Source organism: Leisingera sp. XS_AS12 (genome assembly GCF_041224635.1).
Taxonomy (GTDB): Bacteria; Pseudomonadota; Alphaproteobacteria; order Rhodobacterales; family Rhodobacteraceae; genus Leisingera.
Genome location: NZ_JBGFGM010000107.1, coordinates 188,241 through 203,617, shown reverse-complemented (window position 1 = coordinate 203,617; position 15,377 = coordinate 188,241). Strand labels below are relative to the sequence as shown.

Sequence of the window (15,377 nt, the reverse complement as noted above, 5' to 3'; positions counted from 1 at the left end):
CAGATAACCGCAAGGCCGGGGCCGGGGCAAGCCTCGGGCTGCCGCCACGTTGCGCTGGCCTGTGCGGCGTGTCCGGGGCAGGCTGCCGCCATCAGCAACATCGGAGCCCCGCCCATGCCGCGCGTCACCATCGACCACAAGGACCACGTCGCCCATGTCACCCTGAGCCGTGCCGACAAGCACAACGCGCTGGATGACGCGATGATCAACGAAATCGTGGCGGCCGGGCAGCAGCTCGCGGACACGGAGGCCCGCGCGGTGGTGCTCTCGGGGGCGGGCAAGAGCTTCTGCGCCGGGCTCGACATGGCCAGTTTCGCAACCCTCGCGCAGCGCGATCTGACGCAGGAGGTGATGCAGCGCAGCCATCACGACGCCAACCGGTTTCAGGAGGTGGCCATGGTCTGGCGGCGGCTGCCGGTCCCGGTGATCGCCGCGATCCACGGCGCCTGTTTCGGGGGCGGGCTGCAGCTCGCGCTCGGGGCCGACATCCGCATTGCCCACCCCGACAGCCGTTTCTCGGTGATGGAGATGAAATGGGGGCTGATCCCGGACATGGGCGGCATGGTGTTGCTGCCGCGGCTGCTGCGCTCTGACATGCTGCGCCGCCTGACCTACACGGCCGAGGTGATCGCGGCCGACGACGCCCAGGACTGCGGCCTGGTCACCGAAGTGGCTGCCGACCCGCTGGCGCGTGCGCAGGCCCTGGCGGCACAGGTCGCGGGGCAGAGCCCCTCTGCCATCCGCGCGGCCAAACGGCTGATCGGCCTTGCCGAAAGCGGTGCCAGCCAGTCCGAGGTGCTGCTCGCCGAGAGCCGCGAGCAACTGGCGCTGATCGGGCAGCCAGACCAGATGGAAGCGGTCGCCGCCCAGCTGCAAAAACGCCCGCCACGGTTTTCCTGATCCCGGTCAACCGCGCTGACGGCCGCCCGTAGAGTCGCGGCTGCGGCACGGCAAGTCGGGCTGGCAAGCGAAAAGGCGGATGGCATCAATTTGACGCAAATTCTTGCCAGATTTTCCCACATCCCGCCGAGGCCGGCAGGAAACCGCCCGCGGCCGGCAGAATGCTGCCGCAGTGCAAGGGGTGCGGGAACTCGTTAACCTTTTGGCAAGGAAATAGCGCAAAATCTGGCCAAGCTCTGCCAGTAAGCGCCCAGATCTAGGTCTGGCGTCAAGACGGCAGGGCAGGCCGTCGCCTCTTGCGTCGGGGCGGGCCGGTCACAAGGCAATGCGAACCCGACCGCGGTCATGGACCTCAGGATCGGGCGTGAAAAGAAGGATTGAGGCTGATGTATCTGGTGCGGAAAAAGTGGTTCATTGCATTTGAAAGTGGTGCGCTGCTGTCGCGCAGCGGCGACCGGATCACCTATTTCTACGACGAGGCGCTGAGCTTTGGAGATCGCGAGTCGGCCCAGAAATATTTGGCAGCAAATGAGAACAGGGTCAGCTGCACCGGCCTGCGCCCCTCCCTGACCGAGGCGGCGTGATCCGGCTGCCCCTCAGCGCTTGCACCGCGCGCAGGTTGGCAGCGTGGCGGTGCCGGTGTGCCTAGCTCCGCCCGTTGGCTGCTGGCGGTCTGCGGCGTGATGATATGCCTGGCCTCGGTGCTGTTCTGGCAACAGGTGGCCAGCAGCCTGACCCCGACCGCCTCGCCGCAATCAGAAAGCTGGTTCAGCGCCGCCGGGCTGCGTCACTTCTGGCCGCCGTTCCTCAGCGGTGCGGGCCTGATCCTCGCGGTCTGTCTGGCGCGACGCCCCGAGGATTGAGCCGGTCCAGCTCGCCGAGCAGCAAGGCGCATGCTGACCAATAAGGCGCATGACGGGTCCACCGGGCCTAAGGCGCAATAATCCGCACGAAGAAAAAGGGCCGCACCCGATGGTGCGGCCCCCTCGAAATCAATCTGGCTTGGCTGCGGCTTACAGCGAGGCCGCGTAGATCTTGCCGATGTTGGCATCCAGCGCCGCATCATATTCGGCATCGGTCATCGACACGTTCAGACCTTCGGTCAGCGCACGGCTGAAGGAGGCGATCATCTTCGGGTTCTGCGCCAGCTTCTCGCAGGCCTCGTCGGTGCTGTAGCCGCCCGACAGGGCCACGACCCGCACCACATTGGCGTGATCGGCCAGATCGTCATACAGGCCCGGCTTGGTCGGGATGGTCAGCTTCAGCGCCACCTTGGTGTCTGCCGGCAGGGCATCCAGCTGCGCGGCGATCTCTGCCTTCAGGATGTCCTCGGCCTCGGCCTTGGTGGCCGAGTGGATGTCGACTTCCGGCTCGATGATCGGCACCAGCCCGGCTGCGGCGATCTGCTTGCCCACTTCGAACTGCTGGGCGACGACCGCCTTGATGCCCTCGGCATTGGCTTCCTTGATGACGGAGCGCATCTTGGTGCCGAAGATGCCCTTGTCGTTGGCGCGCGCCAGCAGCGCGTCGAGGTCCGGCATCGGCTTCATCATCTGCACGCCGTTTTCGGCGTCGGCCAGACCCTTGTCGACCTTCAGGAACGGCACCACGCCGCAGTCTTCCCACAGGTATTGCGCGGTCGGCTTGCCCTTGATGTCGCCATCCATGGTCTTCTCGAACAGGATCGCGCCGAGGATACGCTGCTGGGTGAAGCTGGGCGAGGTGATGATGCGGGTGCGCATCTTGTGGATCTCGGCAAACATCTCGTCATCGTTCGAGTAGGCGTCTTCGTTCACACCGTACAGCTTCAGCGCCTTCGGGGTGGAGCCGCCGGACTGGTCCAGTGCCGCGATGAACCCTTTGCCGGTGGCAATGCGGTCGAATTGAGCCTGCTGGGTGGAAGCGTCTTTTGCCATGATGCGTCACTCTTGTTGGAAATATCTGTCGTCGGGCTGTCTATACCGCGAAATGATGCGAAAACAACGGGTCGATTGCGCTAACGGGTGAAGCTTTTGCGGGCGCTTGCCGACGGGTCGCCGCCGTTGCGCACGCGCGGCCCGCGCCGCTGCGCGCGGCTCAGCCCAGCCAGTCCTTGCGGCTCAGCGCGTCCTGCAAGGCCAGCAGGTCGGCCCGCAGGGCGGGCAGCGGGATCGGCCCGCCAAGGCAGACCCGCAGCGCCTCGGGGGGCGGGCCGCTGACGGTGAAGGCATCGCTGGGCAGAATACCGATCTGGCGCGTGGCCATCCGGCCCATCACCTCGGCGCGGCTGGTGCCCGGCGGTAGCGACAGCCACAGGTTGAAGGCCAGCGGATCGCTCCGTGTCGCCACCCCTTGCGGGGCCCCCGGCGACAGGATCTCCGTCGCCAGGGCCTGCCGTGCGCGCGCGGCCTCGCGCAGGTGGACCTGCAGCTCCGCGGCGGTGCCATCCTCGATCCACCGTGTCAGCAGGGCCAAGGTCAGCGGCGAGACCATCACGTGCAGGGCGCGCAGGGCCTGGCTGAACCGGCCCATCTGGCTTTGCTGCGGCACCGTGGTGCAGGCCAGTCGCAGCCCCGCGCCCAGGCATTTGGACAGGCCGGCGATGTGCCAGCCCAGCTCCGGCACCAGCGTGCTGATCGGCGTTGGCGGCGGGGTCGCCACCAGGCAGTAGGCGTCGTCCTCGATCAGCGGCAGGTCATGCTCGGCCAGCACCGCGGCCACTTGCTGGCGGCGTGTGAGGGGCATGGTTCGGGTGGTGGGATTGTGCAGCGTCGGATTGAGATAGAGCGCCGCGGGCCAATGGCTGCGGATCGCGGTCTCCAGCGCCTGCGGATCGATCCCGTCTTCGTCGCCGGGCAGGCCGACCAGCTGTACGCCCAGCTGTGCCGCGATCGCCCGCAGGCCCGGGTAGGTGACATCCTCGCACAGCACCACCGAGCCGGGTTCGCACAACACCGTCAGGATTGCGTACAGCGCCGCATGGGCACCGGGGGTCAGCGCCAGCCGCTCCGGCGCGCAGGGCAGGCCGTTGGCTTGCAGCCAGTCGCACAGCACCTCACGGTCCTGCGGGCTGCCGGTGACCGACTGGTAGCGCAGCAGGGGCAGCAGGTTGGCAGAGACATGCGCCAGACCCGCCTGCATCCGGGCAACAAGCGCCGGGTCCTCAGGCTCGGGGGGCATGTTCATCATCGGGTCTTCTTCCCGCGCCCGGCGCGGATCGGGGCGCAGGGGCTGCGGTTGCGGGGCTTTGACAAACGTGCCCCGGCCGACGAAGGTCTCGATATAGCCGCGCCGCACCGCTTCGGCGTAACCCCGCGCCACGGTTGAGAAATCCACCCCCAGCCGCTGCGCCACCCGCCGCTGTGGCGGCAGGCGGTCGCCCGGTGACAGCACGCCCGCGTCGATATCCGCACCGATCGCCTCGGCTATCTCCAGATAGCGCGGTCTGCCGCCGTTCAGCGCCCCTGCCAGTCGTTCCGGGCTCCAGTCGTCCATCTGCCTCATCTCCCGTCAGCTGGTCACTTTGTTTCGGAATTGACTGGTTCAATGCCAAACTGCGACAATCTATGCAAGATAAATGACTGCATATTGATTGCATGCAATGACGGAATCACGGTATCAGGCTGCAAAGCCAAGGAGACGCGCAAATGAGTGGCACCGATCTGATGGAACAGGACGTGCGGGCGATGAAGCCTGCGCTTGTGAACGGGCTGCGGTTGCGCTGTCCCGCCTGCGGGCAGGGGAAGCTGCTGCACAGCTACCTGAAGGTGAATGACGGCTGCAGCGAATGCGGCGAGGAGCTGCATCACCAGCGTGCGGACGATGGGCCGGCCTATCTGACCATCCTGGTGGTTGGCCATATTCTGGGCTTCGTCCTGCACATTGTCTACGTGCAGCTGCGACCGGATCCCTGGACGCTGGCGCTGATCCTGTCGGTGGTGACGGTGGTCGCCTCGCTGGTGATGCTGCCGCGCATGAAGGGGCTGGTGGTGGCCTATCAATGGGCCAAGCGGATGCACGGCTTCTGATCCTGCCATTGCATGCGGGGTCCCGGTCGCAGATCGGGCAGAGGTGGCCCCGCGCGCAAGGGAGCTGCACGCCCTATCCCCTGCATGAGCGGACGTCGCAACGGATGCCGGTGGGGAGAATGGATCGGATACCTGTTTCGGAAAACCAAAATGCAAAAGGCGGGCCGATGGCCCGCCTTTTTCCTGTTTCTCCCAGCGCCGCGCAGCGGCGCCGGGCCCAACTGGCAAGGCGCCATCCCGGATGGCGCCGTCGACGGGCGGGAGCGCCGCCGCCCGCCAGCGCTTAGACCAGCCGCGAGGCTTCCTTGGCTGCGCGCACGAAGTCGTCGAACAACGGGTGCGGCGCAAAGGGTTTGGACTTCAGCTCGGGGTGGAACTGCACGCCGATGAACCAGGGGTGGTCCTTCCATTCGACGATCTCCGGCAGGCGGCCGTCGGGCGACATGCCCGAGAAATGCAGCCCGCAGGCTTCCAGCTTCTCGCGGTACTTGATGTCCACCTCGTAGCGGTGACGGTGGCGTTCCTCGATATGGGTGCTGCCATAGACGCGCGACACCAGCGAGCCTTCGCTCAGCGTCGCGTCATAGGCGCCCAGGCGCATGGTGCCGCCCTTGTCGTCATCGGCGGTGCGGCTGACCTTGTGGTTGCCCTGCACCCATTCCTTGAGGTGATAGACCACCGGCTCGAACCGCTTCTTGCCGGCCTCGTGATCGAATTCTTCCGAACCGGCTTCGGCGATGCCTGCGACATTGCGGGCGGCTTCGATCACCGCCATCTGCATGCCAAGGCAGATGCCGAGGTAGGGCACGTTGTTTTCGCGCGCGTATTGCGCTGCCTTGATCTTGCCCTCGGTGCCGCGCTCGCCAAAGCCGCCGGGAACCAGGATCGCGTGATAGCCCTGCAGGTAGGGCGCGGCGTCATCCTTGTCGAACAGCTCGGCGTCGACCCATTCGATCTTGACCTTCACCCGGTTCGACATGCCGCCGTGGGTGAGCGCCTCGGCGATGGATTTATAGGCATCTTCCAGCTGGGTGTACTTGCCGACGATGGCCACCTTCACCTCGCCCTCTGGGTTGTAGATGCGGTCAGCCACATCTTCCCAGCGCGCCAGGTTCGGCTTGGGGGCAGGGGCAATGCCAAAGGCGTCCAGAACGGCCTGGTCCATGCCCTCGCGGTGGTAGGCCAGCGGCGCTTCGTAGATCGATTTCAGGTCCTGCGCGGCGATCACCGAATCGGGGCGCACGTTGCAGAACAGCGCCAGCTTCTCGCGCTCCTTCTTCGGGATCGGCCCTTCCGAGCGGCAGACCAGGATGTCGGGGGCAAGGCCGATCGAGCGCAGCTCCTTCACCGAGTGCTGGGTCGGCTTGGTCTTCAGCTCGCCGCTGGCCTTGATGTAGGGCAGCAGGGTCAGGTGCATGAAGATGCACTGGCCGCGCGGTTTGTCCTGGGCGAACTGGCGGATCGCCTCGAAGAAGGGCAGGCCCTCGATGTCGCCGACGGTGCCGCCGATCTCGCAGAGCATGAAGTCGACCTCATCCTCACCGATCGAGATGAAGTCCTTGATCTCGTTGGTGACGTGCGGGATGACCTGGATGGTCTTGCCGAGGTAGTCGCCGCGGCGCTCCTTCTCCAGCACATTGGTGTAGATCCGGCCCGAGGAGATCGAGTCGGTCTTGCGGGCAGGCACCCCGGTGAAGCGCTCGTAGTGGCCGAGGTCGAGGTCGGTCTCGGCGCCGTCGTCGGTGACGAAGACCTCGCCGTGCTCGAACGGGCTCATGGTGCCGGGATCGACGTTGAGATAGGGGTCCAGCTTGCGCAGGCGAACGGAATAGCCGCGAGCCTGCAGAAGTGCCCCCAGTGCCGCCGAAGCCAGACCTTTGCCCAGTGATGAAACAACACCGCCAGTGATGAAGATAAAACGCGCCATATGTGTTCGGCTGCCCCCGTGAGAAGTCAGATTTCAGCTGCCCGGCGGTGATCGGAATCATCCGAAAAACCGCAGCATCACGGGACTTCATATATAGAGGATTCGCGCATCATGCGCAAGGGAACCGCAAGATGCTGTTGCAGTTCCCGAAAACCCGTCAAGGTATAGTGGTTTAGTCCAGGCTTGGCACCAGCGGTGCGTTGTCGCCTTCGCTCGGCGGCAGAAGATCGCTGCCCAGAGCAGGCGGAGCTGCCGGAGCCTCGCCTTCGGCCTGCGGAACGGTCAGCCGGTCGGCGACCGAGGAGCCCGCGGATTTCTGTGCGGCCAGCACCGTCAGGGTGATCGAGGTGCCGACAAAGGCAATGGCCAGCAGCCAGGTCAGCTTGCTGAGCGCGGTTGCCGCGGCCCGGCCGGAGATCGCTCCGCCGCCGCCGCCGCCCATGCCCAGACCGCCGCCCTCGGAGCGTTGCAGCAGGACAATGGCAATCAGGCCGAGAGCCAGAAGAAGATGGATGATGAGAACAACGTTTTCCATGGGTCCCTGCGGCGGTTGGCTGAGTATCGGGCGGTAAATAGGGAAGATTGGCCGGGGGGGCAAGGGCTCAGTTTGCCTGCGATGCCGGCAATGGCCAAGCTGCATCACGGATCTTGATTTCTCCTATCATCAAAGGGCGCTGGACAGGGCGCGCGGGGCGGCGCAGTCTGCCCTTATGCCGCATGACTTGCCTGACCACCCGCACGCCCATCTGCCCCCGGACCCCGCCCTGCGGGTGAAAGCGCTGGAGACGATTCTGACCGCAAAGGGCCTGGTCGATCCCGCCGCGCTGGAGGAGATCATCGACACCTACCAGAACCGCATCGGCCCGCAGAACGGGGCGCGGGTGGTGGCGCGGGCCTGGCGCGATCCCGCGTTCAAGGCCGCACTGCTGGCGGATGCCGACCCGGTGCTCGCCGAGCTTGGCTACTACGGGCGGCAGGGGGAGCATATGGTGGTGGTGGAGAACACGCCCCAGCGCCACAACATGATCGTCTGCACCCTGTGCAGCTGCTACCCGTGGCCTTTGCTGGGGATCCCGCCCGGCTGGTACAAATCCGACGCCTACCGCGCCCGCGCGGTGCGCGAGCCGCGCAAGGTGCTGGCGGAGTTCGGTGTCACCTTGCCGCCGGAGACTGCGGTGCGGGTCTGGGATTCGACGGCGGAGGTTCGCTATCTGGTCCTGCCGATGCGGCCCAAAGGCACCGAGGGCCTGGACGAGGCGGCGCTGGCGGCGCTGGTCAGCCGTGACAGCATGATCGGAACCGCCCTGCCGGCGGCGCCGGGGCAGGCGCAGCCATGACCCGAGTGCATGACATGGGCGGGCGATTCGGCGACGGGCCGGTAAAACCTGAGACCGCGGACGCGCCGGTCTTTGCGCAGGACTGGCACGGCCGCGCGCTGGCGGTGACGCTGGCCTGCGGCGCGTTGGGCCAGTGGAACATCGACGTCTCGCGTCACGCGCGCGAGCGGCTGTCGCCCGGGGACTACAGCCGTTTTTCCTATTACGAGAAATGGATCGCCGCGCTGGCCGACCTGCTGGTGGAAACCGGCGTGCTGAGCGAGACCGACCTGCAGGGCAAGGGCACGGCCGAGCTGCACGCGCTGGCGGGGCGGGCGCTGCAGGCACAAGACGTCGCGGCGGCGCTGGCCAGGGGCGGCCCGGCGGCACGCGATGGCGGCCCGGCACCGCGGTTTTCCCCCGGGCAGGCGGTGCGCACGCGGCGACCTGCCGAGAATGTGCTGAAGCCGGGCGGCCACACCCGGCTGCCGCGCTACGCGGCCGGGGCCTGCGGCCAGATCCTGCGGCTGCACGGCAGCCACGTGCTGCCCGACAGCAATGCCCACGGGCTGGGCGAGGCGCCGCAGCCGCTCTATGCCGTGCGCTTTGCCGCGAGCCAGCTGTGGGCGCATCCCGAACACCCCGATGACGAGGTGGTGCTGGATCTGTGGCAAAGCTACCTGGAGCCGCTATGAGCAGCTGTGCCGAGGTTTCCGCGCCGGAGCCGGTCTTTGCCGAACCCTGGCACGCGCAGGTCTTTGCCCTGACGGTGCATCTGAACGAGGCCGGGCGGTTCAGCTGGGCCGACTGGGTGCAGCGGTTCTCGGCCACCCTGAAGCGGCACGGGCTGGACCGCGATCTGGACGGCGGCGAGGATTACTTTCGCGCCTGGCTGGAAACGCTTGAGAGCTACCTGGCGGAAGACGGCGCGGTGGCCCCGGCCGAGGCCGAGCAGATGCGCAAGCGCTGGGAGGAGGCCTATCTGACCACGCCGCATGGCGCGCCGGTGCATCTGCCGGAGTGACTCCGGCAGCTCTGGCCGCCGCGGCCGGACGCCGGGGCGGGGGTATCAGCGTCTTTGCTCTGGTTCTGCGCTATACCCTGATAAAGGGGGCGGCGCCGCCGGGTGGAGGATGGACGCTCCCCCGCGGGGGAGGCTCGGACAGGACTTCCTTAACGACCCCCTTTTTATCGGGGCCGGTCTCCGGGTGATGCGCAGGCAGCCGCACAGATGCCTGCGCCACGTATCATGACCCTTGCGCAAGGATCATGGCGGGGGATCGCGATCAGGGGCAGTCTGGCAGGTCGGTCTGAGGATTGCGTGAAGCAGGCGTACGGTGGTTGCGCAACACCCGCTTGGAGACGGCACAATGAGGGCGAGCGCCTGACCGAGGGGGGGCGCTGATTGGGTCGTGTCGGGCAGATTATGTCAGCAAAATCCGTACTAGGCCGCAGTGAAGCGATACCTGTACCAAAGCGCCAGCCCGGTGGGGCGGGCAGGCGCTCGCCCGGCGCCTGCGGCTTGATTACGGACGTGGGGCGGCACGCGTTGCGGTGAAACACTGCCCCCTGCGGCGAAAAACCGGTTCCCCTGCCTGCGCAGCATCGCTATATGAGCGTGGGTTTGAACCAAAGACTGTAAAGGACCGGATATGGCCAATGTCGTCGTAGTCGGCGCCCAGTGGGGCGACGAAGGTAAAGGCAAGATCGTGGACTGGCTGAGCGAGCGCGCGGATGTGATCGCACGCTTTCAGGGCGGCCATAACGCCGGCCACACGCTGGTCATTGACGGAAAGGTCTACAAGCTGCACGCGCTGCCCTCGGGCGTGGTGCGCGGTGGCAAGCTGTCAGTCATCGGCAACGGCGTGGTGCTGGACCCCTGGCACCTGCTGAAAGAGATCGAGACCGTGCGCGCCCAGGGCGTGGAGATCACGCCGGAGACGCTGATGATCGCGGAAAACACCCCGCTGATCCTGCCGCTGCACGGCGAGCTGGACCGCGCGCGCGAGGAAGCGGCAAGCAAGGGCACCAAGATCGGCACCACCGGCCGTGGCATCGGCCCGGCCTATGAGGACAAGGTCGGCCGCCGCGCCATCCGCGTCGCGGACCTGGCCGATGAGGCGACGCTGATCGCCCGCGTTGACCGCGCGTTGCAGCACCATGATCCGCTGCGCAAGGGCCTCGGCGTCGAGGCAATCGATCGCGATGCGCTGATTGCCCAGCTGAAAGAGATCGCGCCGAAGATCCTGCCCTACGCGGCGCCGGTCTGGAAGGTGCTGAACGAGAAGCGCAAGGCGGGCAAGCGGATCCTGTTCGAAGGCGCGCAGGGCGCGCTGCTGGACATCGATTTCGGCACCTATCCCTTTGTGACCTCGTCCAACGTGATTGCGGGGCAGGCGGCGACCGGCGTGGGCATCGGCCCGGGCTCGATCGATTACGTGCTGGGCATCGTCAAGGCCTATACCACCCGCGTCGGCGAAGGTCCGTTCCCGACTGAGCTGCTGGACGCCGAGGGCAAGCCCGATGCCGATGGCGAGCGTCTGGGCACCCGCGGCCATGAGTTCGGCACCACCACCGGCCGCCAGCGCCGCTGCGGCTGGTTCGATGCCGCGCTGGTGCGCCAGACCTGCGCGACCTCGGGCATCAAGGGCATCTGCCTGACCAAGCTGGACGTGCTGGACGGCTTTGAAACCCTGAAGATCTGCACCGGCTATGAGCTGGATGGTGAGCGGCTGGACTACCTGCCCACCGCTGCCGACCAGCAGGCGCGCTGCAAGCCGATCTACGAGGAGATGCCGGGCTGGAGCGAATCCACCGAAGGCGCGCGCAGCTGGAACGACCTGCCGGCCAACGCGATCAAGTATGTGAAGCGCGTGGAAGAGCTGATCGAATGCCCGGTGGCGCTGCTTTCCACCAGCCCGGAGCGGGACGACACCATCCTGGTGACCGACCCGTTTGCCGACTGATGGCTGAGAAGCAAGGCCTGAGCTACAAGGCGCGGCGGCGCTGGGCGCTGGTGATCCTGCTGGTGGGCATGCCGGTTTACATCGTGGCCGCGGTCACGGTGATGAACTGGCTGGACCGGCCGCCGCTGTGGCTGGAACTGGTGGTCTATGTGGCGCTGGGCATCGTCTGGGTGCTGCCGTTCAAGTTTGTCTTCCGCGGCGTCGGACAGGCGGACCCGAACGCGGACGGCGAGTAAGCGGAGGGGCGTTGCCCCGCAGGTTTGCCTTGAAAATGGGCGCTGCCCCTCTTGGCCCTGCGGGCCAATTCACCCCGGAGTATTTTCGGGAAAGATGAAGCGGCAGCGCTGTGTGCTGAATTGAAAAAGGCGGCCCCGGAGGCCGCCTTTTTTGGTTTCTGTTCGCAGGTTCAACCCGCGGCGCGTTTGCCGGGCTGGAAGCCGATCTCGCCGGAGGCGGTGAATTTGCCGTTGCCGGACCGTTCGATCTTGCCTTCGCGCAGGAGCTGGCCAAAGCTGCGCAGCCCGTCCTCGCGGTTGAAGTCGCCGGCACCGCTGCTGCGGACCTTGTTCATCAGCTGCGGACGGGAGAAATGGTCTCGTCCCTCGACGAAGCTGAGATAGGCGGCGGCGGCTTCGAGCAATTCATGCAGTTCCACCGCGCCGCGCTCCTCGGCGTAATCGGCAAAGCTGCTGCCGGTGGCGTCGGTGGCGGTCTCTTCGAGAATTGCCGCGGATACCCGGCGCGGGCGCACCGGCTGCTGTGGCTGGCTGGTTTCGTCGATGCGCTGCTCGGCCACGAGTTTCAGCGGTGCCGGGCGGCTCACCGCGATGCGCGGGCGATCGCCATCGGCGTCGCGGGGCTTGGCGCGGGTTTCCGGGCGGCGCGGGCGCACCACGCTGGCCAGGTCTTCGCGGTAGGGCTGGGCTTCGTCATCGCCGGAGCCGTCGGTCTCGCCGTTCTTGGCTGCTGCGGCGGCGGCGCGCAGATGGCTGTAGGCCTCCCGCGTGGAGGCTGATTCGGGTTCTTCGAGCCGCTCGTCCGCGGCGGCCATCAGCCGCGATACATCGCTGTCGGGCAGGTCCGGCGCAGGCGCGGCGGGCGGGGTTTCCGCGTGCGGCGCAGGCGCAAATCCGGTCTCGGCCGGGGTGTCCGGTGCCGTCTCCTCCTCGGGCTCCTGCCCGGCGGCGAGAATCTCCGCTTCGACCTCGGCCAGTTCCCGCATCAGGTCGGCCTCGTCCTCTTCGGAGAGTTCGGCGGGGGCCTGGGGCGCGGCGTGGTCGGCCTGCTCGTGGTCGCTGTCGGCTGTTTCTTCCAGCTGACCGGCGGCGACGGCTTTCTCGAAATCGGCGCGCTTTATCTTGGCGACGCGGATGCGGGGTGGCGCGGCGGGCGCGGGCTGCGCTTCCGTCTCGGTGGCCTTTTCCGCGTCGGCCTCTGCCTCGGACGGCGCTGCGCTGTCGGCCTCGGCTTCGATGTCGAGCCGGTCCAGCGCGCGGGCGATCTCGTCGTCGCTTTCGTCGTCGAAATCGGGCGCGTCGGACTCGTCGCCGTCCTGCATCGCGCTGGAGATGTCCGCGGCCGCGTTTTCCAGCACGTCGTCGGCGTGTTCGTCCTCGGAGAACTCCTCTTCCGGTTCCGGGGCGCGAGCGACCACGGCGCGGATCCGCTGCAGCTTGGCGGCGATGCTGTCCGGGGCCGGGGTGTCCTCGGGCTCGGGCTGTGCGGCAGTTGCGCCCGACGGGCGGGTTTCTTCCGGCGCGTCGGAGGCGCTTGCACTGGCGAGCACAGCGGCGATCGTGTCTTCGGCTTCGGCTTCGGCTTCGGCTTCGGCTTCGGCTTCGGCTTCGGCTTCGGCTTCGGCTTCGGCTTCGGCTTCGGCTTCGGCTTCGGCTTCGGCTTCGGCTTCGGCTTCGGCTTCGGTCAGGCTCCAGTCCTCGACCTCTTCGGCCACGACGGCGGCTTCCGGGGCGGTTTCAGCCGCGGCGGCAGGTTCGGCTTGCGGCGCGGCCTGCGCGGCCGTCGGCAGGGTCTGCGCCGGGCGTTCGGTGGCCAGATAGGCGGCGGGCGAGGGCTGCGCCGTGGTGTCCGCCTGGGGGGCGGCGGGAGGCGCGGTTTGCGTCGGCGGTTCCGCCGGGGCGGCGGAAAGCGCCGCGGCGCGCAGGTGGATGCCGCCCTCGCTGGTGCGCGCCTCGACCTGGCGGGCGATCTCGCGCTGGGCAATGCGGGCGAGCATGTCGGCATCCGGCTGCGGCGGCTCGGCACCGAAGTACCGGTCTTCGGAGGCCAGGTCGCGGAAATACTCGGCGATGGCCTTCATCGTGCCGAAGGAATCCTCGAACCCTTCCAATGTGCAGGAAAAGGTTCCATAGGAGACGGTCAGGACTTTGTTGTTTTGTACCATCAGCTCGCTCGTCTTCGCCACAGTTGCTTCCATTCACCATATGGGCTGGAAGGACCAATTTTGCTCGAATTCGTGCAATAGATCGTATCATTTTGTGTTCACATTGTGACCTGTTTCCAAAACTGCCAGGAATACCGCCCATGACAGCGAGAATTGTTGACGCATCGGAACCAGTTACCCTCGTCGGGGGCGGCGAGGTGATGCCGGGGGCGCTGGAGGCGGCGCTGGCGCTGGCACCGCGACTGGCGGCGGCGGATGGCGGCGCGGCGGCGGTGCTGGCGGCGGGGCGGATGCCGGAGGCGGTGATCGGCGATCTTGATTCCCTGCCCGCAGCGTTGCGGGAACAGCTGCCGCCAGGCTGCCTGCACGAGGTGGCCGAGCAGGAGAGCACCGATTTCGACAAGGCGCTGCGCTCGGTCTCGGCTCCGGCGGTGATCGCCGTGGGGTTTCTCGGCAAGCGGGTGGATCACCAGCTGGCGGCCTTCAACACGCTGGTGCAGGGGCATGCCACGCCCTGCGTTCTGCTCGGCGCGCAGGAGGTCATCTTTCACCTGACCCATCCGGTCGCCTTGCCGACCGAGGCGGGCGAGGTGGTGTCACTGTTTCCGATGCAGCGGGTGCGGGGGCGCTCGGAGGGGTTGGAGTGGCCGATCGACGGGCTGGAGATGTCGCCGATGGGGCGGATCGGCACCTCGAACCGGGCGCTGGGGGCGATCCGGCTGGAGCCTGAGGGAGAAGGGTTGCTGGTGATCGTGCCGCAGCGGCTGTTGGCGGATGTGCTGGGGCAGATCAGACGGGATCGCTCGCAGGGGTGATCCGGCGCAGGCTGCGCGCGGCCTTGTGTTCGCGCATCACCGCGTAAAGCCCGGCGGCGACGGTCAGCAGGATGCCCAGGGAGGCCAGCGCGTTCGGCAGGTCGCCGAAGATCCACCAGCCGACAAACACCGCAACCGGGATTTCCAGGTACTGCATCGAGGCCAGCGTCGACGTGGGGGCATAGCGCAGGCTCCAGGTCATCAGGAGATGCGCCAGCGTGCCCATGACCCCGGTGGCGATCAGCAGGTTCCAGGTGTGGGCCGGGGGCATGTCCAAAGTCAGCCCGGCAAGGTTGGTGACATCGCCATACCACAGGAGCGGCAGCATCAGCACGGTTGCCAGCAGGCCGGAGACCGCCTGCAGTGACACCGGCTCGGTGTGTTTGGCGATCTTGCGGGTGACCAGCATGAACAGGGCAAAGATCAGCGCGACCAGCACCGGCCACAGCGCGTGCAGGCCGACCGCGGCAAAGCTGGGCTGGATCACCAGGAGGGTGCCGGTGAAGCCGACGACGCAGGCCCCCAGGCGCCGCAGCCCGACCTCTTCGCCGAGCACGAATTTGCCGAGCAGCAGCATGATGAATGGCATCACGAAGGCAATCGCCACCGCATCCGCCAGCGGCAGGTATCGAAACGCGGTGAACATCGCCGCAACCCCGCCCATCTGCAACAGCGTGCGCAGCAGCAGGTAGGGCAGCACATGGCGTGGCAGCCGCAGGCTGTTGCCCAGCAGAAGTGCCAGCGGCAGCAGTAGGGCCGCCTGAAAGGCAAAGCGGGCGAAGACGATCTGCCCCACGGGAATATGATCGCCAAGCAGCTTGGCGATGGCGTCGCAGACCGGGATGGTCACGCAGAAACCCAGCATCAGGGCGATGCCGAGGAGGGGGCGGTCCTGTGTCATGGCGCGACGCTAGGCCCGCCTGTCGGCGGATGCAAGGGAAGGTTGAGGCCGCAGGCCGAAAGCTCGTGGCGCATGCGGACGCGGGGGCTGCGCTGACCCGTGCAAAGTAAGCTGCGCGGCAGGCAGGACCCCATCTGGGGCGTG

At 67.0% G+C, this 15,377-nt stretch carries 16 protein-coding genes; 10 read left to right on the top strand and 6 right to left on the bottom strand.

What is annotated here, in order from left to right; translation table 11 throughout:
- Positions 1-114 precede the first annotated feature (114 nt).
- The 3 genes from AB9K35_RS15005 (at position 115) to AB9K35_RS14995 (ending at position 1,763) form a co-directional block, all read left to right on the top strand.
- The gene (locus tag AB9K35_RS15005; RefSeq protein ID WP_222454055.1) at positions 115-900 is read left to right on the top strand and encodes a crotonase/enoyl-CoA hydratase family protein; all 786 of its coding nucleotides are present in this window, start codon (positions 115-117) and stop codon (positions 898-900) included.
- 386 nt (positions 901-1,286) lie between these two features.
- On the top strand, positions 1,287-1,484 hold the full coding sequence (locus tag AB9K35_RS15000) for a hypothetical protein (protein ID WP_222454054.1): 198 nt from the start codon (positions 1,287-1,289) through the stop codon (positions 1,482-1,484).
- Between the two features lie 57 nt (positions 1,485-1,541).
- On the top strand, positions 1,542-1,763 hold the full coding sequence (locus AB9K35_RS14995) for a hypothetical protein (protein ID WP_222454053.1): 222 nt from the start codon (positions 1,542-1,544) through the stop codon (positions 1,761-1,763).
- 150 nt (positions 1,764-1,913) lie between these two features.
- Here the strand turns inward: AB9K35_RS14995 and AB9K35_RS14990 are convergent, their stop codons facing one another.
- Together AB9K35_RS14990 and AB9K35_RS14985 are read right to left on the bottom strand one after the other, a co-directional pair.
- A complete protein-coding gene (locus AB9K35_RS14990) occupies positions 1,914-2,816 on the bottom strand; it encodes a fructose bisphosphate aldolase (RefSeq protein ID WP_369927251.1) in 903 nt (300 codons plus the stop codon).
- 160 nt (positions 2,817-2,976) lie between these two features.
- On the bottom strand, positions 2,977-4,374 hold the full coding sequence (locus AB9K35_RS14985) for a PLP-dependent aminotransferase family protein (protein ID WP_369927250.1): 1,398 nt from the start codon (positions 4,372-4,374) through the stop codon (positions 2,977-2,979).
- A gap of 152 nt (positions 4,375-4,526) precedes the next feature.
- On the opposite strand from AB9K35_RS14985, the gene AB9K35_RS14980 reads away from it, so the two are divergent.
- Positions 4,527-4,907, top strand: a complete 381-nt coding sequence (locus AB9K35_RS14980; protein WP_222454050.1) for a DUF983 domain-containing protein — start codon at positions 4,527-4,529, stop codon at positions 4,905-4,907.
- A 283-nt stretch (positions 4,908-5,190) separates the two neighbouring features.
- Here AB9K35_RS14980 and AB9K35_RS14975 read toward each other — a convergent pair whose 3' ends face one another.
- Complete coding sequence (locus AB9K35_RS14975; protein ID WP_222454049.1) at positions 5,191-6,834, bottom strand: CTP synthase; 1,644 nt, start codon at positions 6,832-6,834, stop codon at positions 5,191-5,193.
- Between the two features lie 172 nt (positions 6,835-7,006).
- The gene (secG, locus tag AB9K35_RS14970; RefSeq protein WP_222454048.1) at positions 7,007-7,369 is read right to left on the bottom strand and encodes a preprotein translocase subunit SecG; all 363 of its coding nucleotides are present in this window, start codon (positions 7,367-7,369) and stop codon (positions 7,007-7,009) included.
- Between the two features lie 175 nt (positions 7,370-7,544).
- Here secG and nthA point away from each other — a divergent pair, with 175 nt between their 5' ends.
- The 5 genes from nthA (at position 7,545) to AB9K35_RS14945 (ending at position 11,352) form a co-directional block, all read left to right on the top strand.
- Positions 7,545-8,171, top strand: a complete 627-nt coding sequence (gene nthA, locus AB9K35_RS14965) for a nitrile hydratase subunit alpha (RefSeq protein WP_369927247.1) — start codon at positions 7,545-7,547, stop codon at positions 8,169-8,171.
- Positions 8,168-8,845, top strand: coding sequence for a nitrile hydratase subunit beta (gene nthB / locus AB9K35_RS14960; RefSeq protein ID WP_369927245.1), 678 nt, complete (start codon positions 8,168-8,170; stop codon positions 8,843-8,845). Before nthA ends, nthB begins: the two co-directional genes overlap by 4 nt.
- Complete coding sequence (locus AB9K35_RS14955; RefSeq protein WP_369927243.1) at positions 8,842-9,174, top strand: nitrile hydratase accessory protein; 333 nt, start codon at positions 8,842-8,844, stop codon at positions 9,172-9,174. The genes nthB and AB9K35_RS14955 overlap by 4 nt, the downstream gene beginning before the upstream one ends.
- 628 nt (positions 9,175-9,802) lie before the next feature.
- The gene (locus tag AB9K35_RS14950) at positions 9,803-11,116 is read left to right on the top strand and encodes an adenylosuccinate synthase (protein WP_222454044.1); all 1,314 of its coding nucleotides are present in this window, start codon (positions 9,803-9,805) and stop codon (positions 11,114-11,116) included.
- Positions 11,116-11,352 carry a DUF2842 domain-containing protein gene (locus AB9K35_RS14945; RefSeq protein WP_369927241.1) on the top strand — a complete coding sequence of 79 codons (237 nt, stop codon included), beginning with the start codon at positions 11,116-11,118 and terminating at the stop codon, positions 11,350-11,352. The genes AB9K35_RS14950 and AB9K35_RS14945 overlap by 1 nt, the downstream gene beginning before the upstream one ends.
- A 170-nt stretch (positions 11,353-11,522) precedes the next feature.
- Here the strand turns inward: AB9K35_RS14945 and AB9K35_RS14940 are convergent, their stop codons facing one another.
- Positions 11,523-13,538 carry a chemotaxis protein CheA gene (locus AB9K35_RS14940; protein WP_369927239.1) on the bottom strand — a complete coding sequence of 672 codons (2,016 nt, stop codon included), beginning with the start codon at positions 13,536-13,538 and terminating at the stop codon, positions 11,523-11,525.
- Positions 13,539-13,657: 119 nt separating this feature from the next.
- Between AB9K35_RS14940 and AB9K35_RS14935 the strand changes: the two genes are divergently transcribed.
- On the top strand, positions 13,658-14,332 hold the full coding sequence (locus AB9K35_RS14935) for a thiamine diphosphokinase (protein WP_369927238.1): 675 nt from the start codon (positions 13,658-13,660) through the stop codon (positions 14,330-14,332).
- Here the strand turns inward: AB9K35_RS14935 and AB9K35_RS14930 are convergent.
- Positions 14,307-15,233 carry a DMT family transporter gene (locus AB9K35_RS14930; RefSeq protein WP_369927236.1) on the bottom strand — a complete coding sequence of 309 codons (927 nt, stop codon included), beginning with the start codon at positions 15,231-15,233 and terminating at the stop codon, positions 14,307-14,309. The genes AB9K35_RS14935 and AB9K35_RS14930 overlap by 26 nt on opposite strands.
- Between the last annotated feature and the right edge of the window lie 144 nt (positions 15,234-15,377).

What these genes read in the sequence shown, in the direction of transcription:
- AB9K35_RS15005 (WP_222454055.1), top strand. Translation starts at nt 115, where the DNA reads ATGCCGCGCGTCACCATCGACCACAAGGACCACGTCGCCCATGTCACC.
- AB9K35_RS15000 (WP_222454054.1), top strand. Translation starts at nt 1,287, where the DNA reads ATGTATCTGGTGCGGAAAAAGTGGTTCATTGCATTTGAAAGTGGTGCG.
- AB9K35_RS14990 (WP_369927251.1), bottom strand. Translation starts at nt 2,816, where the DNA reads ATGGCAAAAGACGCTTCCACCCAGCAGGCTCAATTCGACCGCATTGCC.
- AB9K35_RS14985 (WP_369927250.1), bottom strand. Translation starts at nt 4,374, where the DNA reads ATGGACGACTGGAGCCCGGAACGACTGGCAGGGGCGCTGAACGGCGGC.
- AB9K35_RS14980 (WP_222454050.1), top strand. Translation starts at nt 4,527, where the DNA reads ATGAGTGGCACCGATCTGATGGAACAGGACGTGCGGGCGATGAAGCCT.
- AB9K35_RS14975 (WP_222454049.1), bottom strand. Translation starts at nt 6,834, where the DNA reads ATGGCGCGTTTTATCTTCATCACTGGCGGTGTTGTTTCATCACTGGGC.
- secG (WP_222454048.1), bottom strand. Translation starts at nt 7,369, where the DNA reads ATGGAAAACGTTGTTCTCATCATCCATCTTCTTCTGGCTCTCGGCCTG.
- nthA (WP_369927247.1), top strand. Translation starts at nt 7,545, where the DNA reads ATGCCGCATGACTTGCCTGACCACCCGCACGCCCATCTGCCCCCGGAC.
- nthB (WP_369927245.1), top strand. Translation starts at nt 8,168, where the DNA reads ATGACCCGAGTGCATGACATGGGCGGGCGATTCGGCGACGGGCCGGTA.
- AB9K35_RS14955 (WP_369927243.1), top strand. Translation starts at nt 8,842, where the DNA reads ATGAGCAGCTGTGCCGAGGTTTCCGCGCCGGAGCCGGTCTTTGCCGAA.
- AB9K35_RS14950 (WP_222454044.1), top strand. Translation starts at nt 9,803, where the DNA reads ATGGCCAATGTCGTCGTAGTCGGCGCCCAGTGGGGCGACGAAGGTAAA.
- AB9K35_RS14945 (WP_369927241.1), top strand. Translation starts at nt 11,116, where the DNA reads ATGGCTGAGAAGCAAGGCCTGAGCTACAAGGCGCGGCGGCGCTGGGCG.
- AB9K35_RS14935 (WP_369927238.1), top strand. Translation starts at nt 13,658, where the DNA reads ATGACAGCGAGAATTGTTGACGCATCGGAACCAGTTACCCTCGTCGGG.
- AB9K35_RS14930 (WP_369927236.1), bottom strand. Translation starts at nt 15,233, where the DNA reads ATGACACAGGACCGCCCCCTCCTCGGCATCGCCCTGATGCTGGGTTTC.